The organism is Polyangium mundeleinium, from assembly GCF_028369105.1.
GTDB lineage: Bacteria > Myxococcota_A > Polyangia > Polyangiales > Polyangiaceae > Polyangium > Polyangium mundeleinium.
In genome coordinates this window covers 6,255,466-6,273,887 of record NZ_JAQNDO010000001.1, presented here as the reverse complement: position 1 = coordinate 6,273,887, position 18,422 = coordinate 6,255,466, and the positions used below count along the sequence as shown (strand labels likewise).

The following is an 18,422-nucleotide window of genomic DNA, read 5'->3' as shown; positions in this document are numbered from 1 at the left end:
AAAATGCCCCGTCTCCGGATTCTTTGCGCGCGGGCTGACCTGTCGCGGATTTCGTCTACCATGGCGCCCGCCTTGGGCTCCGCCACGTCCCCCTCGCGCCGCTGCTCGCCTTCCCTGCCCCTGGCGTTCGCGCTCTTTGCAACGCTCGCGGCCGTCTCCCGGGCCTCCGCGGCTTCTTTGCCCCGCCTCGTGGTCGACCGTACGCCCGAAGCGGCCGATTGCCCCGATGCAGCCACCCTCGCCGCGGCCGTGGAGCGCCAGATGCAGCGCCCCGCGCTCGACCCGGCGGGCGAAGACCCGTCGGCCCCGGTCTACGAGGTGCGGGTTCTCCGCTCGGAGGACGGCTACGCCGCGACGCTCCAGGCCGGCGACCTCACGAGGCAGCTCTCCGACCCGGGCTCCACCTGCGCCGAGCTGGCCGACGCGCTCGCCCTGACCCTGGCCATCCTGCTCGACAGCGAGCCGGCGGCGGCGCCACCACCATCACCATCACCACCACCGCCGCCGCCGCCCCCACCGCCGCCGCCGCCGCCGCCGCCGCCACCGCCGCCGCCTCTGCCCCCGCTTCCGCCGCGTCCTGCCCCCTGGGACGTCTCTTTTGAGCTCGGCGTCGCCACAACGGCTGGATTCCTCACACCTGGTTCCCCGGCCGTCAGCGGCGAGGCCGCTCTTCGCCTCCGCGTCGCCTCCTTTGGCATCGGCGTCCTCGGCCTCCCCGGGACCACCCTCGACGTCGCGCCCGGTCAGGTCCACCTCTGGCTCGTCGTGGCCACCGCGCGGGGCTGCGGCGCCGTCCTGGGCCCGCGGGGCGGCGTGCGCCTCTCCTTGTGCGCCCAGTCTTTTCTCGGCGCCGTGCATGGCGAAGGTCGCGGCTTCGAGGTCAACCGCGAGGGCACCCGCCCCTGGATCGCCCTCGGCGGCACCGGGCTCGTCGAAGGACCCATCGTCGGCCGCCTCGGCTGGTCCGTCCGCCTCGGCGTGGCCGTCCCGGTCCTCTCGCAGTCGTTTACCGTCGATGTGCCCACCAGCGCGGGCTCCGCCGCCCCGACCACCCCCGTCACTGTCTTCCAGCCAGCGCTCGTGGGCGGGTTTTTCGGCGCCGGCCTCCGGTTCACGATTCCGTGATGGCAAACGGCCCCTGCCTCCACCCAGCCAGGGCCATGACCGCGGACGCGCTCCCTTCATGAACTTCCGGCAGCTCTACGACGAGCATTTTCCGTTCGTCTGGCGCTCCCTGCGCCGCCTCGGGATCCGCGAGAGCGACCTGCCCGACGCCGTGCAGGACGTGTTTCTCGTGGTGCATCGGCGGCTGCCGGAGTTCGAGGGACGATCGAAGGTGAGCACCTGGATCTTCGGCATCTGCTTCCGCATCGCCGGCGATCGGCGCAAGGCGGCCCGCGTCGCCGCCCGGCGCGACGGCGGCGACGCGCCCTTGCTCGACACGCCCGACGAGCGCGCCGACGTCGCCGCGGAGGCCGAGCGGCGGCAAGGGCTGGCGCAGCTCGAAGCGCTGCTCGACGAGCTGCCGCTCGATCAACGCGCGGTGTTCACGCTCTTCGAGCTCGAAGGGATGACGGGCGAGGACATCGCGCAGACCCTCGATCTGCCGCTGGGCACCGTATACTCGCGGCTCCGGCTCGCCCGCGAGGCGTTCCGGCGCGGAGCCGCGCGCACCCAGGCGCGGGACCGGTTTTACGTGACCCCCGCCCCGACGATCCCGGGCAGCGTTCTCACGACGCAGGCAGGAGGGAAGCGATGAGCGACCCCAAGCGATGGATGGAGGAAGGCGCCGACGCCGCGCCCCACGAGCGCGCGCTCCTTCGCGCCGGGCTCGACATGAAACCGCCGGCCGGCGCCGAGGACGCGATCTGGGCCGCGCTGAGCGCCCAGATCGGTCCGGGTGGAGGGGGCGGAGACGGCGGCGGAGGCGACGGCGGTTCTGCAGGGGGCACGGGCGCGCCCGTGGGCGCACCTGCCCCGGCGGCGACGGCGGGCGCGTCGACGGCGAGCGCGACGGGGGTGGTCGGCGCCACGAAAGCGATCGTCGTCGGGCTCCTGGGCACGACGATCGTCGCGGGCGCCATCGCCGTGATCGTCCCGGCGAAGGAGGCCCCGCCGGCTACGCCGAGGGCGAATCCGACGGCGGAAGCCGCGATCGAGGCGCCCCGCGCGCCGGAGCCAGACGTTCCGCCGGCCGAAGCCGCGCCGACGCCGGCGCCCGTCGCCGTGGACGAGGCGCCGAAGAGCGCCGCGCCGCGCCGCGCCGCGAGCGCCCTCCCCGCGGCGAGTGTGTCCCCGAAAGCGTCTCCGGCCCCTTCGGCGAGCGTCGAGCCGGAGGCCACGCGCGCCGAGCGGGCCAGCCGTCTCCGCGAGGAGCGCACGGCGCTCGGCGATGCGCGCGCGGCGCTCCGGGCCGGCGACACGGCCGGCGCCTTCCAGAAGCTCGAAGCCGTGGGCGACCGTTTCCCGAGCGGCACCCTCGCGCAGGAGCGCGAGGCGCTGGCGATCGAGGCCCTCGCCCGGGCCGGTCAGAGCGCCGCCGCTTCGGAGCGCGCCGCCGCGTTCCTGCGCGCCCACCCGACGAGCCCCCACGCCACGAAGATTCGTGGCTTCCTCCGATAAAAACCACAAGGCGCGTCTTTTTTGAAATGGCGCCCGGCGCCGCGCGCCACCCACCTCGCAACGAACCTGGTGCCGGCCGGTGTCCGGCGGCGCCGCGTGCAAAGGAGAATGCAATGAGCCAGCGATCTGCGATGGCGTGGGTTTCGTGTGTCCTCGGCCTCGGCGCGACGGTCGTCGCGTGCCAAGGCGTCGTCAACGTGGGCGGCAGCGGCGGCGACGGCGGCAGCGGCGGCGACGGGAACAACGGGCCGCTCCTCAAAGCGGACAAACTCGACATTCTGCTTGTCGTGGACAACTCGCGGTCCATGGCCGACAAGCAGGAGATCCTCTCGCGCGCGACGCAGGACCTCGTGCAATCGCTGGCGAACCCGCCCTGCGTCGACGCGAACGGCGTCCTCGGAACGACGCCGTCGAGCCCGCTCGATCCCTGCCCTGCGGGCCTCGTGCGCCGGCACGTGCCCGTCACCGACATCCACATCGGCGTGATCAGCTCGAGCCTCGGCGGCCACGGCTCCGACGCTTGCCCGGACGTCGTCAACAGCGAGGCGACCTGCGCCCCGAACCCCAACGTGACGAACAACGACAAGGGCCACCTGCTCACGCGCATCGATCAATGCGGCGGCATGGATGCGCCGACCTATGAGGACAGGGGCTTCCTCGCCTGGGATCCCACGGGCGCGCTCTCGCCGCCGGGGACGAGTGATCCGAACGAGCTCGCGCAAAACCTCTCGGATCTGATCCTCGGCGCCGGGCAGATCGGCTGCGGATACGAGTCGCAGCTCGAGAGCTGGTATCGGTTCCTCGTCGACCCCGAGCCTTACCAGACGATCAGCGTCATCGACGGGGAGGCCACGCCCCAGGGCGTCGACGTGGCGTTGCTCGCGCAGCGCCGCGATTTCCTCCGACCCGATTCGATGCTCGTGATCCTGACGCTCACCGACGAGAACGACTGCTCCATCCAGGAGGGGGGCTCGTACTACCTCGCCGCGCAGCAACGCATGGCGGGCGGGATCGCGCTGCGTATGCCGCGGCCGCGCAGCGAATGCGCGACCGACCCGAACGACGTGTGCTGCAAGTCGTGCGGCCAGGATCCCGGCGATTGCCCCGTGGATCCGACCTGCTTCGATCCCTCGGGGCAGGTCGCCCTGCTGAACCAGGTGGACGACCAGCCCAACCTGCGTTGCTTCGACCAGAAGCGCCGCTTCGGGATCGATTTCCTTTACCCGGTGGATCGATACATCAACGCCCTGACCCAGCCCACGGTCACGACGCGCGCGGGCGACGTCGTCCCGAATCCCATCTTCTCCGACCTCGATCCGAGCGACGAAATCACGACCGTCCGCGATCCGGGGCTCGTCTTCGTGGCCGGCATCGTCGGCGTGCCCTGGCAGGACCTCGCGCGGGATCCGTCGAACCCCGCGGCCGGCTACAAGAACGCGGCGGAGCTCGCGCAGAGCGGGACCTGGGACGCCCTCCTCGGCAATCCCGCGACGAACACGGCGCCGACGAACCCGTACATGATCGAGTCCTTCGAGAAGCGCGCGGGCGTCCCGGCCGGCAACGCCATCAACGGGGGCGACCGCACCATCGGGGACCAGGACGACCTGCAATTCGCCTGCACCTTCCCCCTGCCCACGCCGCGCGATTGCAGCGATCAATCGCTGTTCGCGTGTGATTGCAGCGACCCGGCCAACGACAGCCCCCTCTGCGCGCCGAACCCGAGCAACGGCGGCGCGCGGACGATGCAGGTCGCGGCCAAGGCCTATCCGAGCCCCCGCACGATGCGCGTCATCGAGGGCGTGGGCGACCAGGGCGTGCTCACCTCGATCTGCCCGACCCAGATCGTGGACCCGACCGCGCCGGATTACGCGTATCGGCCCGTCGTCCAGGCGCTCGTCGAGCGAATGGCCACCCGGCTCTGAACCTCCGCGGCCGCGCCCGTCAGTCTGCCTCCGCGCCCTCGGGCCGCATCACGACGGGCAAGGAAAACGAGAACGTCGTGATCTCGCCGGGCACGCTCTCGGCGACGACCCGCCCTCCGTGCGCCTCCACGAGGCCCCGCACGATGTAAAGCCCGAGCCCGAGCCCCTTGATCGCGCCGCCGCGCGCGCGCCCCCGCTGGAACCGCTCGAACAAGGCCCGCAAGTCCTCGGCGGTGATCCCCGGCCCCTGATTGCGCACCATCACCACGACCTCCCCGCCGCGCGCTTGCGCGACGATCTCGATCGGCGTCTCGGGCGCGCCGTATTTGAACGCATTCGAGAGGAGGTTTTCCACGACCTGCTCGATCCGCTGCGCATCGATGGAGACCACGGGCAGCTCGCCGCGGATCACGAGCGTGACGCGCTCGCGGGCCTCGTTCGCCTCGATGACGTGCGCGAGCAGCGCCGAGACATCCGTCGGCGCGCGCACGAGCGAAAGCCGGCGGGCCTCGATCCGTGAGAGATCGAGCAGATCGCCGATCATCCGCCCGAGCCGCTCCGCGCTGTCGACAATCCGTGTGGCGCGGTAGCGCGCCGTGGGGTCGGCCGAGGAGCGCGTGACCATCCCCGCGAGGGTCTTGATGGTCGTGACGGGGTGGCACAGGTCGTGGGCCACCATGCTCGTCCATTCCTGCTGCAATCGTTCGAGCTCCTTCAGAGACGTGATGTCCTCGTAGGTCACGACGGCCCCGAGCGTTTGGCCCCCCTCGCCGCGAATGGGAGACGCGCTCGTCAAAATCGGCACGTCGGGTTTGCCCGGGACCCGGAGGAGCAGCTCCCGTCCGGTCACCATCTGGCCACGCAGGCCCCGCTCGATCGAGAGATCCTCGTGAGGCACCTTCGAGCCGTCCGGCAGGTGGACCCGCTGCCGCATCAGGCCGAGCACGTCCTCGATCGGCTCGGTCACGCCGAGCAGCTCCTCGGCCCTCCGGTTCATCACGAACCGCGCCCCCTTTTCCAGCTCGCAGAGCACGATCCCGATGGGCGAGCTGTCGATCACGGTCTGGAGCCAGCGTCGCTCGGTCGAGAGGGCATCCACGAGCTGTTCGCGCTCCGCCTCGAGCCGCCGCTGCTCGGTCACGTCGTCGTTGATGACGAACGCCCCGAGGATACGTCCCTCCGGATCACGCACCGGCGCCGCCGAGTTCAGGACGAGCCTGTGGCGGCCGTCGAAGGCCTCGATTTCGACGAGATCGTTCAGCGCGGCCTCGCCGCTCCGGAGCGCGCGGCTGAGCGCCCATTCGTCGGGCTTGACCTCCTCGCCCGTCGCGACCCACCACGCCTTGTATTCGTCGAACTGCTCCGGCCCGACGAGCCGTGCCCCGCCCCAGATGCGTCGTCCGGCGGGGTTGACCAGGACGAGCTGGCCGCGTTCGTCGGAGACCCAGACCCCGACCGGCAAGGTCTCGATCACCTGCCGGAAGAGGAGCTCGCTTTTCTGGAGCGCCATCTCCGCGCGGCGCTGCTCGGTCACGTCCCGCACGGTCGCGCAGAGCCGGCTCGGGTGCCCCGCTTCGTCGCGGATGACGTCGCCCTCCGCGTGCACGATTTGCTCCCGCCCGTCGTGCGCGAGGGTGCGGTGATAGATCGAAAACGAGAGCGACCCGCCGAGGGCGCGTCGGACGGCCTCGTCCACCTCCGCGTGATCGTCCGGGTGCACGAACGAGAAGAACTGCTCGTAGGTCATCTTGCCCGCGCCGGGGGGCAGGCCAAAGAGACGGTCGCATTCGTCCGACCAGGCGACCTCGTTCGTGTCGATGTCCCATTCCCAGCTCCCGATGTGGGCGATCCGCTGGGCACGGGCGAGGCGCTCCTCGCTCCGGCGAAGCGCCTCCTCGGATTGCTTGCGCGCCGTGACGTCCCGGAGGATCCCCATGTGCCTGCCCGGAAGGAAATGGGCCTGCGCGGTGACCTCCCCGACGAACGTCGTGCCGTCGGCGCGCCGGAACGGTCCCTCGGCGTTGCAGCGCCCTGTCGTGAGGAATTGGGACCAGTTCGCCCGGACCTGGGACGCGAGCTCGGGGGGCTTGAGATCCAACCAGGTCCGCCGCAAGAGCTCGTCCCGCGACGCGCGGAGCAGCTCGCACGTGCGCGGATTGACGTCGACCAGGCGCCCTTCGTCGTCCGTGACGATGATGCCGTCGAGCGCGTGCTCGAAGAGCTTCCGGTACCTCCGATCGTGCTCCAGGGTCGCCTGGGTCGCGGCCGAAAGCGAGGCCGCGATCAAGCCGGTGAGCGCCGAGAGCATGGGCAAGGCTCGATCCCGGCCGCTTTCGGCCCGCGGCGTGAAGCAAACCAGCACGCCGAGCAGACGCTCTGCGGAGACGAGCGGCGCGGCCAGGGCTCGCTGGCCGCAGCCGAGCTCGGCGGCCACGCGGAGGTCCACGAGGACGTCCTTGGCTGCGATATCGACGTCCGCGGCCTTCCGCGCGCGCGCCACCCGGGCTGCCAGGCTCGCCGATTCGAGCGGGAGCGAGCCGATGCGAGCGAGCAGCGCTTCGGAGGCGCCGCGATGCGCCGAGACGGCGAGCATGCGCTCATCCCCGCTGAGGCCATAGACGAGCGTCACGTCTGCGCCGAGCGCCGATGCCACGAGCTCGACCGTGAGCCGGTGCGCGTCCCGTGGCTCGATCTCGCTGCTCAGAAGGCCCGCCGCGAGTTTCGAAAATGCACCTGCGTGATCGGAAAAGACGACCTCGTTGGCCCCCACCATATTTTCCCCAATGCGCCCTGCCGCGCGCGGATGAGCGCCTGAATCCCACGCAGTAAGACATGCCCACGGCAGTCTGTCACGTTGACAATGCCATTCGAATGGGATGGCTCGCCCCACGTCGCGACCTCCCGGCTCGCTTGGCTGCCGCTCGATCCCGGAGACGAGGACGCGCGATTCAGTCCGCCTGCGCGCCCTCGGGTCTCTCGGTGATGGGCAGGGAAAACGAAAAGGTCGTGGTTTCTCCGGGCACGCTCTCGGCCTCGACCCGCCCCCCGTGTGCCTCCACGAGGCCCCGCACGATGTAAAGCCCGAGCCCGAGCCCTTTGATCGTGCTGCCGCGCGCGTGCCCCCGCTGGAACCGCTCGAACAAGGCCCGCATGTCCTCGGTGGTGATCCCGGGCCCCTGATTGCGCACCGTCACCACGATCTCGTTGCCACGCACTTCCGCGACGACCTCGATCGGCGTCCCGGGCGCGCCATATTTGAGCGCGTTCGACAGGAGGTTTTCCGCCACCTGCTCGATCCGCTGCGCATCCACGGATACGGCGGGCAGCTCGCCGCAGATCGAGAGCGTCACGCGCTCGCAGGCCTCGCTCGCCTCGATGACGTGCGTGAGCAGCGCCGGGACATCGGTCGGCGCGCGCACGAGCGTGAGCCGGTGGGCCTCGATCCGCGAGAGATCGAGCAGATCGCCGATCATCCGTTCGAGCCGCTCCGTGCTCGCGACGATCCGCTCGGCGCGGCGGCGCGCCGTGGGATCGGGCAGGCGCGCGAGCATCGACGCGAGGGTCATGATGGTCGTGACCGGCTGGCGCAGGTCATGCGCCACCACGCTCGTCCATTCCTGCCGCAATCGCTCGAGCTCCTTCAGCGGGCCGATGTCCTCGTAGGTCACGACGGCGCCGAGCATCTGGCCCTCCTCGCTACGAATGGGCGATGCATTCGTCAAGATCGGCACGTCGGGTTTGTCGGGGATCCGGACCAAAAGCTCCCGACCGGTCACCACGTCGCCGCGCATACACCGCTCGACGGACAGATCCCCGTGCGGCACGCGCGAGCCGTCCGGGTGGTAGAGCCGCTCCCGCAACAGGCCGAGCACGTCCTCGATGGGCCCGGTCACGCCGAAGAGCTCCTCGGCCCTCCGGTTCAGGATGAACCGCGGCTCCTCGGTCAGCTCGCAGAGCACGATGCCGATCGGCGAACCGTCGATCACCGTCCGGAGCCAGCGCCGCTCGGTTGCGAAAGCGCGGACGAGCGCCTCGCGCTCCGCTTCGAGCCGCCGCTGCTCGGTCACGTCGTCGTTGATGGCGAAGGCCCCGAGGATGCGCCCCTCTGCATCACGCACCGGCGCCGCCGAATTCAGGACGAGCCTGCGGCGGCCGTCGAAGGTCTCGATCTCGACGAGCTCGTTCTGCGAGGTCTCCCCCGCCCGCACCGCGCGGAGGAGCGCCCATTCATCGGGCTTCACCTTCTTGCCCGTTGCGACCCACCACGCCTTGTATTCGCCGAGCCGTTCGGGCCCGACGAGCCCGCCCCAGATACGCCTCGCCGCGGGGTTCGCCAGGACGGACTGGCCGTGCTCGTCGGAGACCCACACCCCGACCGGCAAGGTCTCGAGCACCTGCCGGAAGAGAAGCTCGCTCTTCTGCAGCGCCATGTCCGCCCTCCGCTGCGCAGTCACGTCCTGCATCGTCCCGGTCATGCTGCGCATGCGCCCCGCCTCGTCGCGGACCACGTCCCCTTCCGCGTGCACGATCCGCTCGACCCCGTCGGCGGCGGAGATGCGGTAATCGATCGAATAGGTCGCGAGCCCGCGGAGGGCTCGTTGCACCGCTTCGTCCACGCGCGCGCGGTCGAGCGGGTGCACGAATGCGAGGAACTCCCCGTAGGCTTTTTTTTCATCCGAGGGGGGGAGGCCGAAGAGACGGAACACCTCGTCCGACCACGTCGTCTCGTCCGTCGCGGCCACCCACTCCCAGCTCCCGATCTTTGCGATCCGCTGGGCGCGGGCGAGGCGCTGTTCGCTCAGGCGCAGCGCCTCCTCGGATTGCTTTCGTGCGCTGACGTCGCGGAGGGTCGACAGGTGTCTGCCCGGTATGAAATGGGTCTGCGCCGCGAACTCACCGATGAACGTGGTCCCGTCGGCGCGTTGGAACGGCCCCTCGGCCTTGAAGCGTCCGGCTTCGAGGAACGCCGGCCACGCCTCCCGGAGCTCGGCCGCGAGCTCGGGGGGCCGGAGATCGAACACGGTCCATCGCAAGAGCTCGTCGCGAGGGGCGCGCAAAAGCTCACAGGCGCGCGGGTTCACGTCGAGGAGGCGCCCCTCGTCGTCCGCGACGAGGATCCCGTCGAACGCGTGCTCGAAGATGCTTCGGTAGAGCCGCTCGAACTCCGTGGCCATCCCTCCCGTCATGCCCCCGCTGCTCACCCCAAGGCTTCTCGCTCGGCTCCTCGCCGCCCCAGCCGTCTTCTAGCCCACCACCGGTCGGCCGGCAAAACAAGCGCTGTCATCGGCGCTCGCTCGCGCACGCCTCACCGCTTCGCGTCGAGCTCCGGGTAATGACGGAAAATGTCCTCTTCGCTCCAGGGCAGCCGCCGCCGGGACGCGAGATACGCGGCGATCCGGGGACGCGTGGCCACAGCGCCCGCGAGCTCCGTGAGCCTCGGCGTGTGCCGCTCGGCACGCGCCATCGCATTCGGGAATGCGTACCGCAGGCCCTCGATCACCTGGAAGATCGAGAGGTCGACGTACGAGATCGATGCGCCAACGAAGTGCGCGCCGCCGCTCCTGGCAAGCGCCTGCTCGAAATAACCCAGGAACTTGGGCAGCCGCTCCTTGCGGAAGAGGGCCGCTCGTTTCTTCGCGGCGGATCGTTGGTCCTCGTAATAGAGGCTCGACGCGATCGGGTGGTGCGTGTCGTGGATCTCGGCGACGAAATCAGTGACCGAGAGCTGGAGTTGATGCGCGGAAAGGCGGCTCGCCTCGTCGTCGGGGACGAGCCCGAGCCGCGGGCCGAGGTAGAGCAGGATGTTCGCCGTGTGCCCGAGCAAGACGTCTCCGACCTTGAGGAACGGCGGCGCGAACGGCGCGAGCGTGGGCCCCGCGCCTTCGAGAAGTTTCATCATCGCGCGGACGCCTCCGCCCTGCTTCACGGGCAGGCGGGCGACGTCGACGTACGAAACGCCCGCCTCCTCGAACGCGAGCCGGACGAACTCCCCGCGCCCCTGGATCGACGGCCAGTAATACAGCTCGTAACGCGCCTTCATTCGGCGCAAGGTATCACGGCCTCACGACCCGTTCGAATGGCCTCGCAAATGGGCATCCACCGCCCGCGCCGCGTCGCGCCCCTCGCGGATCGCCCACACGACCAGCGATTGACCACGACGCATGTCCCCCGCGGCAAACACCTTCGGGTTCGAGGTCCGGTAACTCCGCGGATCGGCCTTCACGTTGCCGCGCCCGTCGAGGGCCACGCCGAGCTCCTCCAGCATCCCCTTGCGTACCGGGTGCACGTATCCGAGCGCGAGCAGCACCAGATCCGCCGGGACGTCGAACGCCGAGCCCGGGATCTCCTCAGCCCGGAGGGCGCCGCTCGTGTCCTTGTTCCAGCCGAGCCGCACGGCGTGGAGCACCCCGACCTTGCCGTTCGTGCCGGAAAACCCCTTCGTCGCGATGGCGAAATCGCGCGTGCAGCCCTCCGCGTGCGAGCTCGACGTGCGCAGCTTCATCGGCCAGTACGGCCACGTGAGCGGCTTGTCCTCGTGGGCCGGCGGCTCGGGCATGAGCTCGAAGTTCGTGACGGATCGCGCGCCCTGCCGCACCGCGGTGCCAATACAATCCGACCCGGTGTCGCCACCGCCCAGCACGACCACGTGTTTGTCCGTCGCCACGATCTGCGCGTGCACCTCGTCCCCGGCGATGCGCTTGTTCTGCTGCGTCAGGTACTCCATCGCGTAATGGATCCCGTCGAAGTCGCGCCCCGGCACCTCGAGCGGCCGCGGCGCTTCCGAGCCGCCCGCGAGCACGACCGCGTCGAATCCGTCGAGGAGCTCCTTCGCCGGCAGGCTCACGCCCACGTGCGCGCCCGTCCGGAACACCACGCCTTCGGCCCGCATCTGATCGAGCCTGCGATCGACGTGCCGCTTCTCCAGCTTGAAATCGGGGATCCCGTACCGGAGCAATCCCCCGATCCGATCGTTCTTCTCGAACACCGTGACCTCGTGCCCCGCGCGCGCGAGCTCCTGCGCGCACGCGAGCCCCGCCGGCCCCGAGCCCACCACCGCGACACGCTTGCCCGACTTGCGTGCGGCGGGCTGCGGCACGATCCAGCCCTCTTCCCAGCCCCGATCGACGATCGATTGCTCGATCGTCTTGATGGTGACGGGCTGATCGTTGATGTTCAGCGTGCAGGCCGCCTCGCACGGCGCGGGACACACGCGCCCCGTGAACTCGGGGAAATTGTTCGTCGAATGCAACACGTCGAGCGCGTGCCGCCACTTTCCGCGGTAGACGAGGTCGTTCCAGTCGGGGATGACGTTGTTCACGGGACACCCGTTGTGGCAAAACGGGATGCCGCAATCCATGCAACGCGCGCCCTGCCGGCTCACCTCGACGGGCGCCATCGGCAGGACGAGCTCCTCATACCGCTGGATACGCGCGGGCACCGGCACGAGCTCCGGGTCCTTGCGCTGGATTTCCAGGAAGCCTTTCACCTTACCCATGGGCCACGACCTCCGTCACCACCGCGGGAGCGGCCTTCGCGGCCTCCTCGGCCGCGTGCTCGGCGAGCGCGCGGCGGTATTCGTGCGGCATCACCTTCACGAAATGGGACCGGTATGCGGGAAAATCGTCCAGGATCGCCCGTGCCCGCGCGCTGCCCGTGTAGAAAAAGTGTTTTTCGAGCAGGCCCTGGACGATCTCCGCGTCCGCGCGCCCGAGGTGCCGGACGCCGCCCGGCGGCATGTGCTCGGCGCCTTGCACCGGCTCCAGGGCCACCATCGAGAGGTTGCACCGCAATCGGAAATCCCCGGTCATGTCGAGCACGTACGCCACGCCGCCGCTCATGCCGGCCCCGAAGTTGCGCCCGGTCTTGCCGAGCACGACCACGGTGCCGCCGGTCATGTATTCACACCCGTGATCGCCGATCCCCTCGACGACCGCCGTCGCGCCGGAGTTCCGCACGGCGAACCGCTCGCCCGCGACGCCGCGGAAATACACCTCGCCGCAGATCGCGCCGTAAAGCACGGTATTGCCGACGATGATGTTCTCCTCCGGCACGATGGGGCAATCGCGCGGCGGATAGGCGATGATCCGGCCGCCCGACAGGCCTTTTCCGACGTAATCGTTCGCCTGCCCTTCGAGCTCCAGCGTGATCCCCTTCGCGAGGAACGCGCCGAAGCTGCCGCCGGCCGTCCCGCGGGCGCGGATCCGGATCGTGTCGTCCGCGAGCCCCGCGTGCCCGTACCGCCGCGCGACCTCGCCGGAGAGCATCGCCCCGGCCGCGCGGTGGATGTTGCGGATCGGCACGTCGAACGCGACGGGCACCTGGTTGACGAGCGCCGGCTGCGCCTCGTCGATGAGCCGATGATCCAGCACGTGCTCGAGGCTGTGATCCTGCCGCTCCGTCCAGCGGATCGAGACGCCCGCCGGCGCCTCGGGCCGATAGAACACGCGCGAAAAATCGAGCCCCTTCGCTTTCCAGTGCGCGATCCCGCGCCGCGTGTCGAGCTTGTCCGCGCGGCCGACCATCTCCGCGAAGGTGCGGAAGCCCATCCGGGCCATGTACCCGCGCACCTCCTCGGCCACGAAAAAGAAATAATTGACCACGTGCTCGGGCTGCCCCGCGAATCGCTTTACAAGCTCCGGATCCTGCGTCGCGATGCCGACGGGGCACGTGTTGAGGTGGCATTTGCGCATCATGATGCAGCCCTCCACCACGAGCGGCGCCGTCGCGAAGCCCATCTCGTCCGCGCCGAGCAGGGCCGCAATCACCACGTCTCGGCCCGTCTTCATCTGCCCGTCGGCCTGCACGGCGATGCGGCCGCGCAACCGGTTCAGGACGAGCGTCTGCTGCGTCTCGGCGAGCCCGAGCTCCCACGGCCCGCCCGCGTGCTTGACCGACGAGAGCGGCGAGGCGCCCGTGCCGCCGTCGTGCCCCGAGATCGTCACGTGATCCGCGTGCGCCTTGGCCACGCCCGCGGCCACCGTGCCGACGCCGATCTCCGACACGAGCTTCACGCTGATGCGCGCCCGCGGATTCACATTCTTGAGGTCGTGAATGAGCTGGGCGAGATCCTCAATCGAGTAGATGTCGTGGTGCGGAGGCGGCGAGATCAGGCCGACGCCGGGCACCGAGTGCCGGATCTGCGCGATGTACTTCGAGACCTTGTGCCCCGGGAGCTGCCCGCCTTCGCCGGGTTTGGCGCCCTGGGCCATCTTGATCTGGATGTCGTCGGCGTTGACGAGGTACTCGGTCGTCACGCCAAAGCGACCCGCCGCCACTTGCTTGATCGCCGAGCGCATCGAGTCGCCGTTCGGCAAGGGCACGTACCGCGCGGGATCCTCGCCGCCCTCGCCGGTGTTCGACTTGCCGCCGATGCGGTTCATCGCGATCGCCAGCGTCGTGTGCGCCGCCTGCGAGATCGACCCGAGCGACATCGCGCCCGTGGAAAAACGCTTCACGATCTCGGCCGCAGGCTCCACCTCGTCGAGCGGGATCGGCGGATCCGCTTCTTTGATCTCGAAGAGTCCGCGGAGCGTCATCAGCCGCTCGCTCTGGTCGTTCACGAGCCGCGCGTATTCCTCGTATGTCGCCGGGTTTTTCGTGCGCGTCGCGTGCTGGAGCTTGGCGACCGCGTCCGGCGTCCACATGTGGGCCTCGCCGCGGATGCGGTAGGCGTAGTCGCCGCCAGCGTCGAGCGTGTTCCCGTAGGGCGGCGTATCGCCGAACGCGAGCCGGTGCAGCCGCACGGTCTCCTCGGCGATCTCCTGCAAACCGACGCCCTCGATGACCGTCGCCGTCCCCGTGAAATAGCGGTCCACGAAGGCCGAGGCGAGCCCGACCGCCTCGAAGATCTGCGCGCCGCAATAGGACTGGTAGGTCGAGATGCCCATCTTGGACATGACCTTCAGCAGCCCCTTCGCGATCGCCTTGATGTACTTCGCGCAGGCATCCTGGTGGGACATCCCATGCGGCAAGAGATCGCCGAGCGTCGCCAGCGTGGCGAACGCGAGGTTCGGGTGGATCGCCTCGGCGCCGTAGCCCGCGAGCAGCGCGAAATGGTGCACTTCGCGCGCCGATCCGGTCTCGACCACGAGCCCCGTCCGCGTCCGCAGGCCCGCGCGCACGAGGTGCTGGTGCACGTCGCTCACCGCGAGCAGCGCCGGGATCGCGATGTGATCCGGCCCGATGTCCCGATCCGACAGGATCAGGATGTTCACGCCGCCGCCCCGCACCACGTCCTCGGCGTCCGCGCAGAGCTTCCCGAGGGCCGCCTCCATCCCGTCGGCGCCCCACGCGGCCGGGTAACAGATCGACAGCACCACCGACCGGAAATGCCCCTTCGTGAGCTCCTCGGCGCGGTGCAGCTTCTCCATGTCCTCGAACGTGAGAATGGGCAGGTGCACTTCGAGCCGCATGTTCGGCCCGCTCTCGTCGAGGGCGAGGATGTTCGGCCGCGGCCCGATGAACGAGACGAGCGACATCACGGTCTCTTCGCGGATCGGATCGATCGGCGGGTTCGTCACCTGCGCGAAGAGCTGCCGGAAATAACCGAAGAGCGGCTTCGGCCGATCGGAGAGCACGGCGAGCGGCGTGTCGTCGCCCATCGAGCCGATGGCCTCCTCGCCGGTCGCCGCCATCGGCGCCATCACGAGCCGGAGATCCTCCTGCGTGTAGCCGAACGCCTGCTGCCGATCGAGCAGCTTGTCGCTGTCGGGCACGGGCACGTAGTCCGGCATCGGGATGTTCTCCAGCCGGAGCTGCGTGCGATCGAGCCACTTCTGGTAGGGCCGGTGCTTCGCGAGCTTCGTCTTCAGCTCTTGATCGTCGATGATGCGCCCCTCGGCGAGGTCGATGAGCAGCATCTTCCCCGGCTGCAGCCGCCATTTCTTGACGATCTTGCGCTCCGGGATGTCGAGCACGCCCGCCTCGGAGGCGAGGATCACGTAGTCGTCGTCCGTGAGCAGGTACCGCGCGGGCCGCAGGCCGTTCCGATCGAGCGTGGCTCCGATCTGCCGCCCGTCCGTGAACGCGATCGCCGCGGGCCCGTCCCACGGCTCCATGAGCGCCGCGTGGTACTCGTAGAACGCGCGCCGACGCTCGTCCATCAGCGGGTTCGTGGCCCACGCCTCGGGGATCATCAGCATCATCGCGTGCGCCAGCGAATACCCGCCGAAGTAGAGCAGCTCGAGCGCGTTGTCGAACGAGGCCGAGTCCGACTGGCCGTCGTAGATGAGCGGCCAGATCTTCTGCAAGCCGTCGCCGAGCAGCTTCGAGGCGATGTTCTGCTGGCGCGCGCGGATCCAGTTCACGTTGCCGCGCAGCGTGTTGATCTCGCCGTTGTGCGCGATGAGCCGGAACGGATGCGCGAGATCCCACGAGGGGAACGTGTTCGTCGAGAAGCGCTGGTGCACCATCGCGAGCGCGGACTCGACCGCCTTGTCCTTCAGGTCCACGTAGAACTCGCCGACCTGGTGCGCGAGCAGCATGCCCTTGTACACGATCGTCCGCGCTGAAAACGAAGGCACGTAGAACTGCCCCGCGCGCGAGATCCGGAGCGCGCGGATCGCGTGACCGGCGCGCTTGCGGATGATGTAGAGCTTGCGCTCGAAGGCCTCGACGTCCGGCGTGGAAAGACCACGCGCGACGAAGACCTGCCGGATGACGGGCTCGCTCGCTTTGACGCCTTCGCCGAGGCCGTGGTTGTTCACCGGCACGTCGCGCCATCCGAGGACCTCCTGCCCTTCGGCGACGATGGCGCGCACCACCTCGTGCTCGCAGGCCGCGCGCGCGCCGGGATCCTGCGGCAGGAACATCATGCCCACGCCGTACTCGCCGGGCTCGGGCAACGTGATGCCGGCGAGCGCGCACTCGCGCACGAAGAAGGCGTGCGGGATCTGCAGCAGGATGCCCGCGCCGTCGCCTTGCAAAGGGTCTGCGCCGGTGGCGCCGCGGTGGGTCAGGTTCTTCAGGATCTCGAGGCCTTGCGCGACGATCGCGTGGCTCTTCTTGTCCTTGATGTGGGCGATGAACCCGAGCCCGCACGCGTCGTGCTCGTTGCGCGGGTCGTAGAGGCCCTGGCGGGGAGGCGGCGCCTGATGCTTCACAGCCTACGATCGTACGGCGATCGACGTCCGAAGCACAGTCCATCGTGCTGCGATGCAGCAATTTCTTTCTTGTCCTGGTGCGACGCGCTACGGCGTCGACCCGGTGCGGCATTTCGTCCGCACCCGACTCAAGAGGCGGGCCGGTAGAGGACGTCGGAGCGCAGGACGTATTTCGTGCCGTCCGTGACGGGTTTGCCCGCGTGGAGGAGCATGTGCTGGAAGAGCAGCGCGTCGCCGGTCTTCGGGACGATGGTGCGCTCCTGCTCGGGGAATTCGGTCGCGCCGCCGGCAAACCCCTCGTTCAGATACACCATCAGCGTGAGCAGGCTCCGCGTCCCGCCCTCGCCCGTGTACGATTGATCCTGGTGCAGGCCGAAATGCTGGCCCACCTCGTACCGGTAGATCCGGAGCGGCAGAAAGATCCCCGCGAGGTGCATGGCGACGCGGCCGCGCGCGCCCATCTCGGTGGTCATGCACTCGGGCACGTGGGGTTTCACCCGGCGAAAGAGTTCGTCCGCGAGCGCGGGATCACGCAGGACCGCCGTGGTGCTCGAACGAATGCGGGTATCGACGACCCGCCCCTCCTCGGCGTTGACCGTCGCTGGCAGCCAGGCCCCGCCCTGCGCGCCGTCGAGGATCGACGCGCATTCCTCCGGGGCAAACAGCGCGGGGACCGTCCACAACAGTTGCGCGGTGAAATCGAAATGGCCGACGTAAAGGCCCATACGAAGAGCGTACCACGCCGAAGACTTCCGAGGCAGGACGAAGCGTGCCAGAGTGCGCGCCGAGGAAAGAGGAGGGAGTCTTGAGCTCTACGAAACGCGTCATCGCCGTCGTCGGCGCCACGGGCGCGCAGGGCGGAGGTCTGGTCCGCGCCATCACCGCCCACCCGAGTGGCGCCTTTCGCGCCCGCGCCCTCACGCGGAACGTCGATTCGCCCGCGGCCAAGGAGCTTCGCGCCCTCGGCGCCGAGGTCGTGGCCGCGGACCTCGACGACGAGGCGAGCCTGCGCCGCGCGTTCGAGGGCGCGCACGGCGCGTACTGCGTCACGTTCTTTTGGGACCACGCTTCCCCGGAAAAAGAGACCGAACAAGCGCGCGCGATGGCCCGGGCGGCGCGGCACGCGCGGGTCGAGCACGTGATCTGGTCGACGATCGAGGACACGCGCAGGTGGGTGCCGCTCGCGGACGGCCGCATCCCGACGCTGCGCGGAAAATACAAGGTCCCGCACATGGACGCGAAGGGCGAGGCCGACACGACCTTCCTCGATCTCGGCGTCCCCACGACGTTCTTCCACACCGCGTTTTACTGGGAAAACTTCATTTACCTCGGCATGGGCCCGCAGCGCGGCGAGGACGGCCGCCTCTCCCTCACCCTGCCCCTCGGCACGGCCAGGCTGCCGGGCATCGCGACGGAGGACATCGGGCGCGTGGCGTACCGCATCTTCGAGCGCGGCGCCGACTTCATCGGGCAACGCCTCGGCGTCGCGAGCGACCACCTCACCGGGAGTGAGCTCGCCGCCGCGTTCTCGGCCATCGCCGGCGAGGAGGTGCGCTACCACGCGATCGATCTGGACGTCTACCGCCGCCTCGATATCCCCGGCGTTGACGACCTCGCGAACATGTTCCAGTTCAAGCGCGATTTCGAGGCCGATTATTGCGGCCTCCGGGACGTCGCGCGCACGCGCGTGCTGAACCCGAACCTCCGCTCCTTCGCCGCGTGGCTCGCGGACAACCAGCGCCGCATCACCCTCCCGCCGCCCGCCTGAGCCGCGCGT

The 18,422-nt window shown here is 69.5% G+C and carries 11 protein-coding genes; 5 read left to right on the top strand and 6 right to left on the bottom strand.

Features of this window, described 5'->3' with window-relative positions; genetic code table 11:
* Positions 1-60: 60 nt before the first annotated feature.
* The 4 genes from POL67_RS24975 (at position 61) to POL67_RS24960 (ending at position 4,544) form a co-directional block, all read left to right on the top strand.
* Complete coding sequence (locus tag POL67_RS24975) at positions 61-1,125, top strand: hypothetical protein (protein ID WP_271921308.1); 1,065 nt, start codon at positions 61-63, stop codon at positions 1,123-1,125.
* A 58-nt stretch (positions 1,126-1,183) separates the two neighbouring features.
* On the top strand, positions 1,184-1,759 hold the full coding sequence (locus POL67_RS24970) for an RNA polymerase sigma factor (protein ID WP_271921305.1): 576 nt from the start codon (positions 1,184-1,186) through the stop codon (positions 1,757-1,759).
* Entirely contained in the window at positions 1,756-2,622 is an 867-nt protein-coding gene (gene bamD / locus POL67_RS24965; protein WP_271921303.1) for an outer membrane protein assembly factor BamD, read from the top strand. The genes POL67_RS24970 and bamD overlap by 4 nt, the downstream gene beginning before the upstream one ends.
* A gap of 113 nt (positions 2,623-2,735) precedes the next feature.
* On the top strand, positions 2,736-4,544 hold the full coding sequence (locus POL67_RS24960) for a hypothetical protein (RefSeq protein ID WP_271921301.1): 1,809 nt from the start codon (positions 2,736-2,738) through the stop codon (positions 4,542-4,544).
* A 19-nt stretch (positions 4,545-4,563) separates the two neighbouring features.
* Here the strand turns inward: POL67_RS24960 and POL67_RS24955 are convergent, their stop codons facing one another.
* From POL67_RS24955 to POL67_RS24930, 6 genes are all read right to left on the bottom strand, one after another.
* Positions 4,564-7,317, bottom strand: a complete 2,754-nt coding sequence (locus tag POL67_RS24955) for a PAS domain S-box protein (RefSeq protein WP_271921299.1) — start codon at positions 7,315-7,317, stop codon at positions 4,564-4,566.
* A gap of 175 nt (positions 7,318-7,492) precedes the next feature.
* Positions 7,493-9,730 carry a PAS domain-containing sensor histidine kinase gene (locus POL67_RS24950; protein ID WP_271921296.1) on the bottom strand — a complete coding sequence of 746 codons (2,238 nt, stop codon included), beginning with the start codon at positions 9,728-9,730 and terminating at the stop codon, positions 7,493-7,495.
* Between the two features lie 119 nt (positions 9,731-9,849).
* A complete protein-coding gene (locus POL67_RS24945; protein ID WP_271921293.1) occupies positions 9,850-10,584 on the bottom strand; it encodes a glutathione S-transferase in 735 nt (244 codons plus the stop codon).
* Between the two features lie 21 nt (positions 10,585-10,605).
* Positions 10,606-12,039, bottom strand: a complete 1,434-nt coding sequence (locus POL67_RS24940) for a glutamate synthase subunit beta (protein WP_271921290.1) — start codon at positions 12,037-12,039, stop codon at positions 10,606-10,608.
* The gene (gene gltB, locus POL67_RS24935; RefSeq protein WP_271921287.1) at positions 12,032-16,645 is read right to left on the bottom strand and encodes a glutamate synthase large subunit; all 4,614 of its coding nucleotides are present in this window, start codon (positions 16,643-16,645) and stop codon (positions 12,032-12,034) included. The genes POL67_RS24940 and gltB overlap by 8 nt, the downstream gene beginning before the upstream one ends.
* Positions 16,646-16,773: 128 nt before the next feature.
* A complete protein-coding gene (locus POL67_RS24930; protein WP_271921285.1) occupies positions 16,774-17,370 on the bottom strand; it encodes a prolyl hydroxylase family protein in 597 nt (198 codons plus the stop codon).
* A gap of 80 nt (positions 17,371-17,450) precedes the next feature.
* Here POL67_RS24930 and POL67_RS24925 point away from each other — a divergent pair, with 80 nt between their 5' ends.
* Complete coding sequence (locus POL67_RS24925; protein ID WP_271921283.1) at positions 17,451-18,413, top strand: NmrA/HSCARG family protein; 963 nt, start codon at positions 17,451-17,453, stop codon at positions 18,411-18,413.
* The last annotated feature ends 9 nt before the right edge of the window (positions 18,414-18,422 follow it).

What these genes read in the sequence shown, in the direction of transcription:
- POL67_RS24975 (WP_271921308.1), top strand. Translation starts at nt 61, where the DNA reads ATGGCGCCCGCCTTGGGCTCCGCCACGTCCCCCTCGCGCCGCTGCTCG.
- POL67_RS24940 (WP_271921290.1), bottom strand. Translation starts at nt 12,039, where the DNA reads ATGGGTAAGGTGAAAGGCTTCCTGGAAATCCAGCGCAAGGACCCGGAG.
- bamD (WP_271921303.1), top strand. Translation starts at nt 1,756, where the DNA reads ATGAGCGACCCCAAGCGATGGATGGAGGAAGGCGCCGACGCCGCGCCC.
- POL67_RS24930 (WP_271921285.1), bottom strand. Translation starts at nt 17,370, where the DNA reads ATGGGCCTTTACGTCGGCCATTTCGATTTCACCGCGCAACTGTTGTGG.
- POL67_RS24950 (WP_271921296.1), bottom strand. Translation starts at nt 9,730, where the DNA reads ATGACGGGAGGGATGGCCACGGAGTTCGAGCGGCTCTACCGAAGCATC.
- POL67_RS24955 (WP_271921299.1), bottom strand. Translation starts at nt 7,317, where the DNA reads ATGGTGGGGGCCAACGAGGTCGTCTTTTCCGATCACGCAGGTGCATTT.
- POL67_RS24960 (WP_271921301.1), top strand. Translation starts at nt 2,736, where the DNA reads ATGAGCCAGCGATCTGCGATGGCGTGGGTTTCGTGTGTCCTCGGCCTC.
- POL67_RS24970 (WP_271921305.1), top strand. Translation starts at nt 1,184, where the DNA reads ATGAACTTCCGGCAGCTCTACGACGAGCATTTTCCGTTCGTCTGGCGC.
- POL67_RS24945 (WP_271921293.1), bottom strand. Translation starts at nt 10,584, where the DNA reads ATGAAGGCGCGTTACGAGCTGTATTACTGGCCGTCGATCCAGGGGCGC.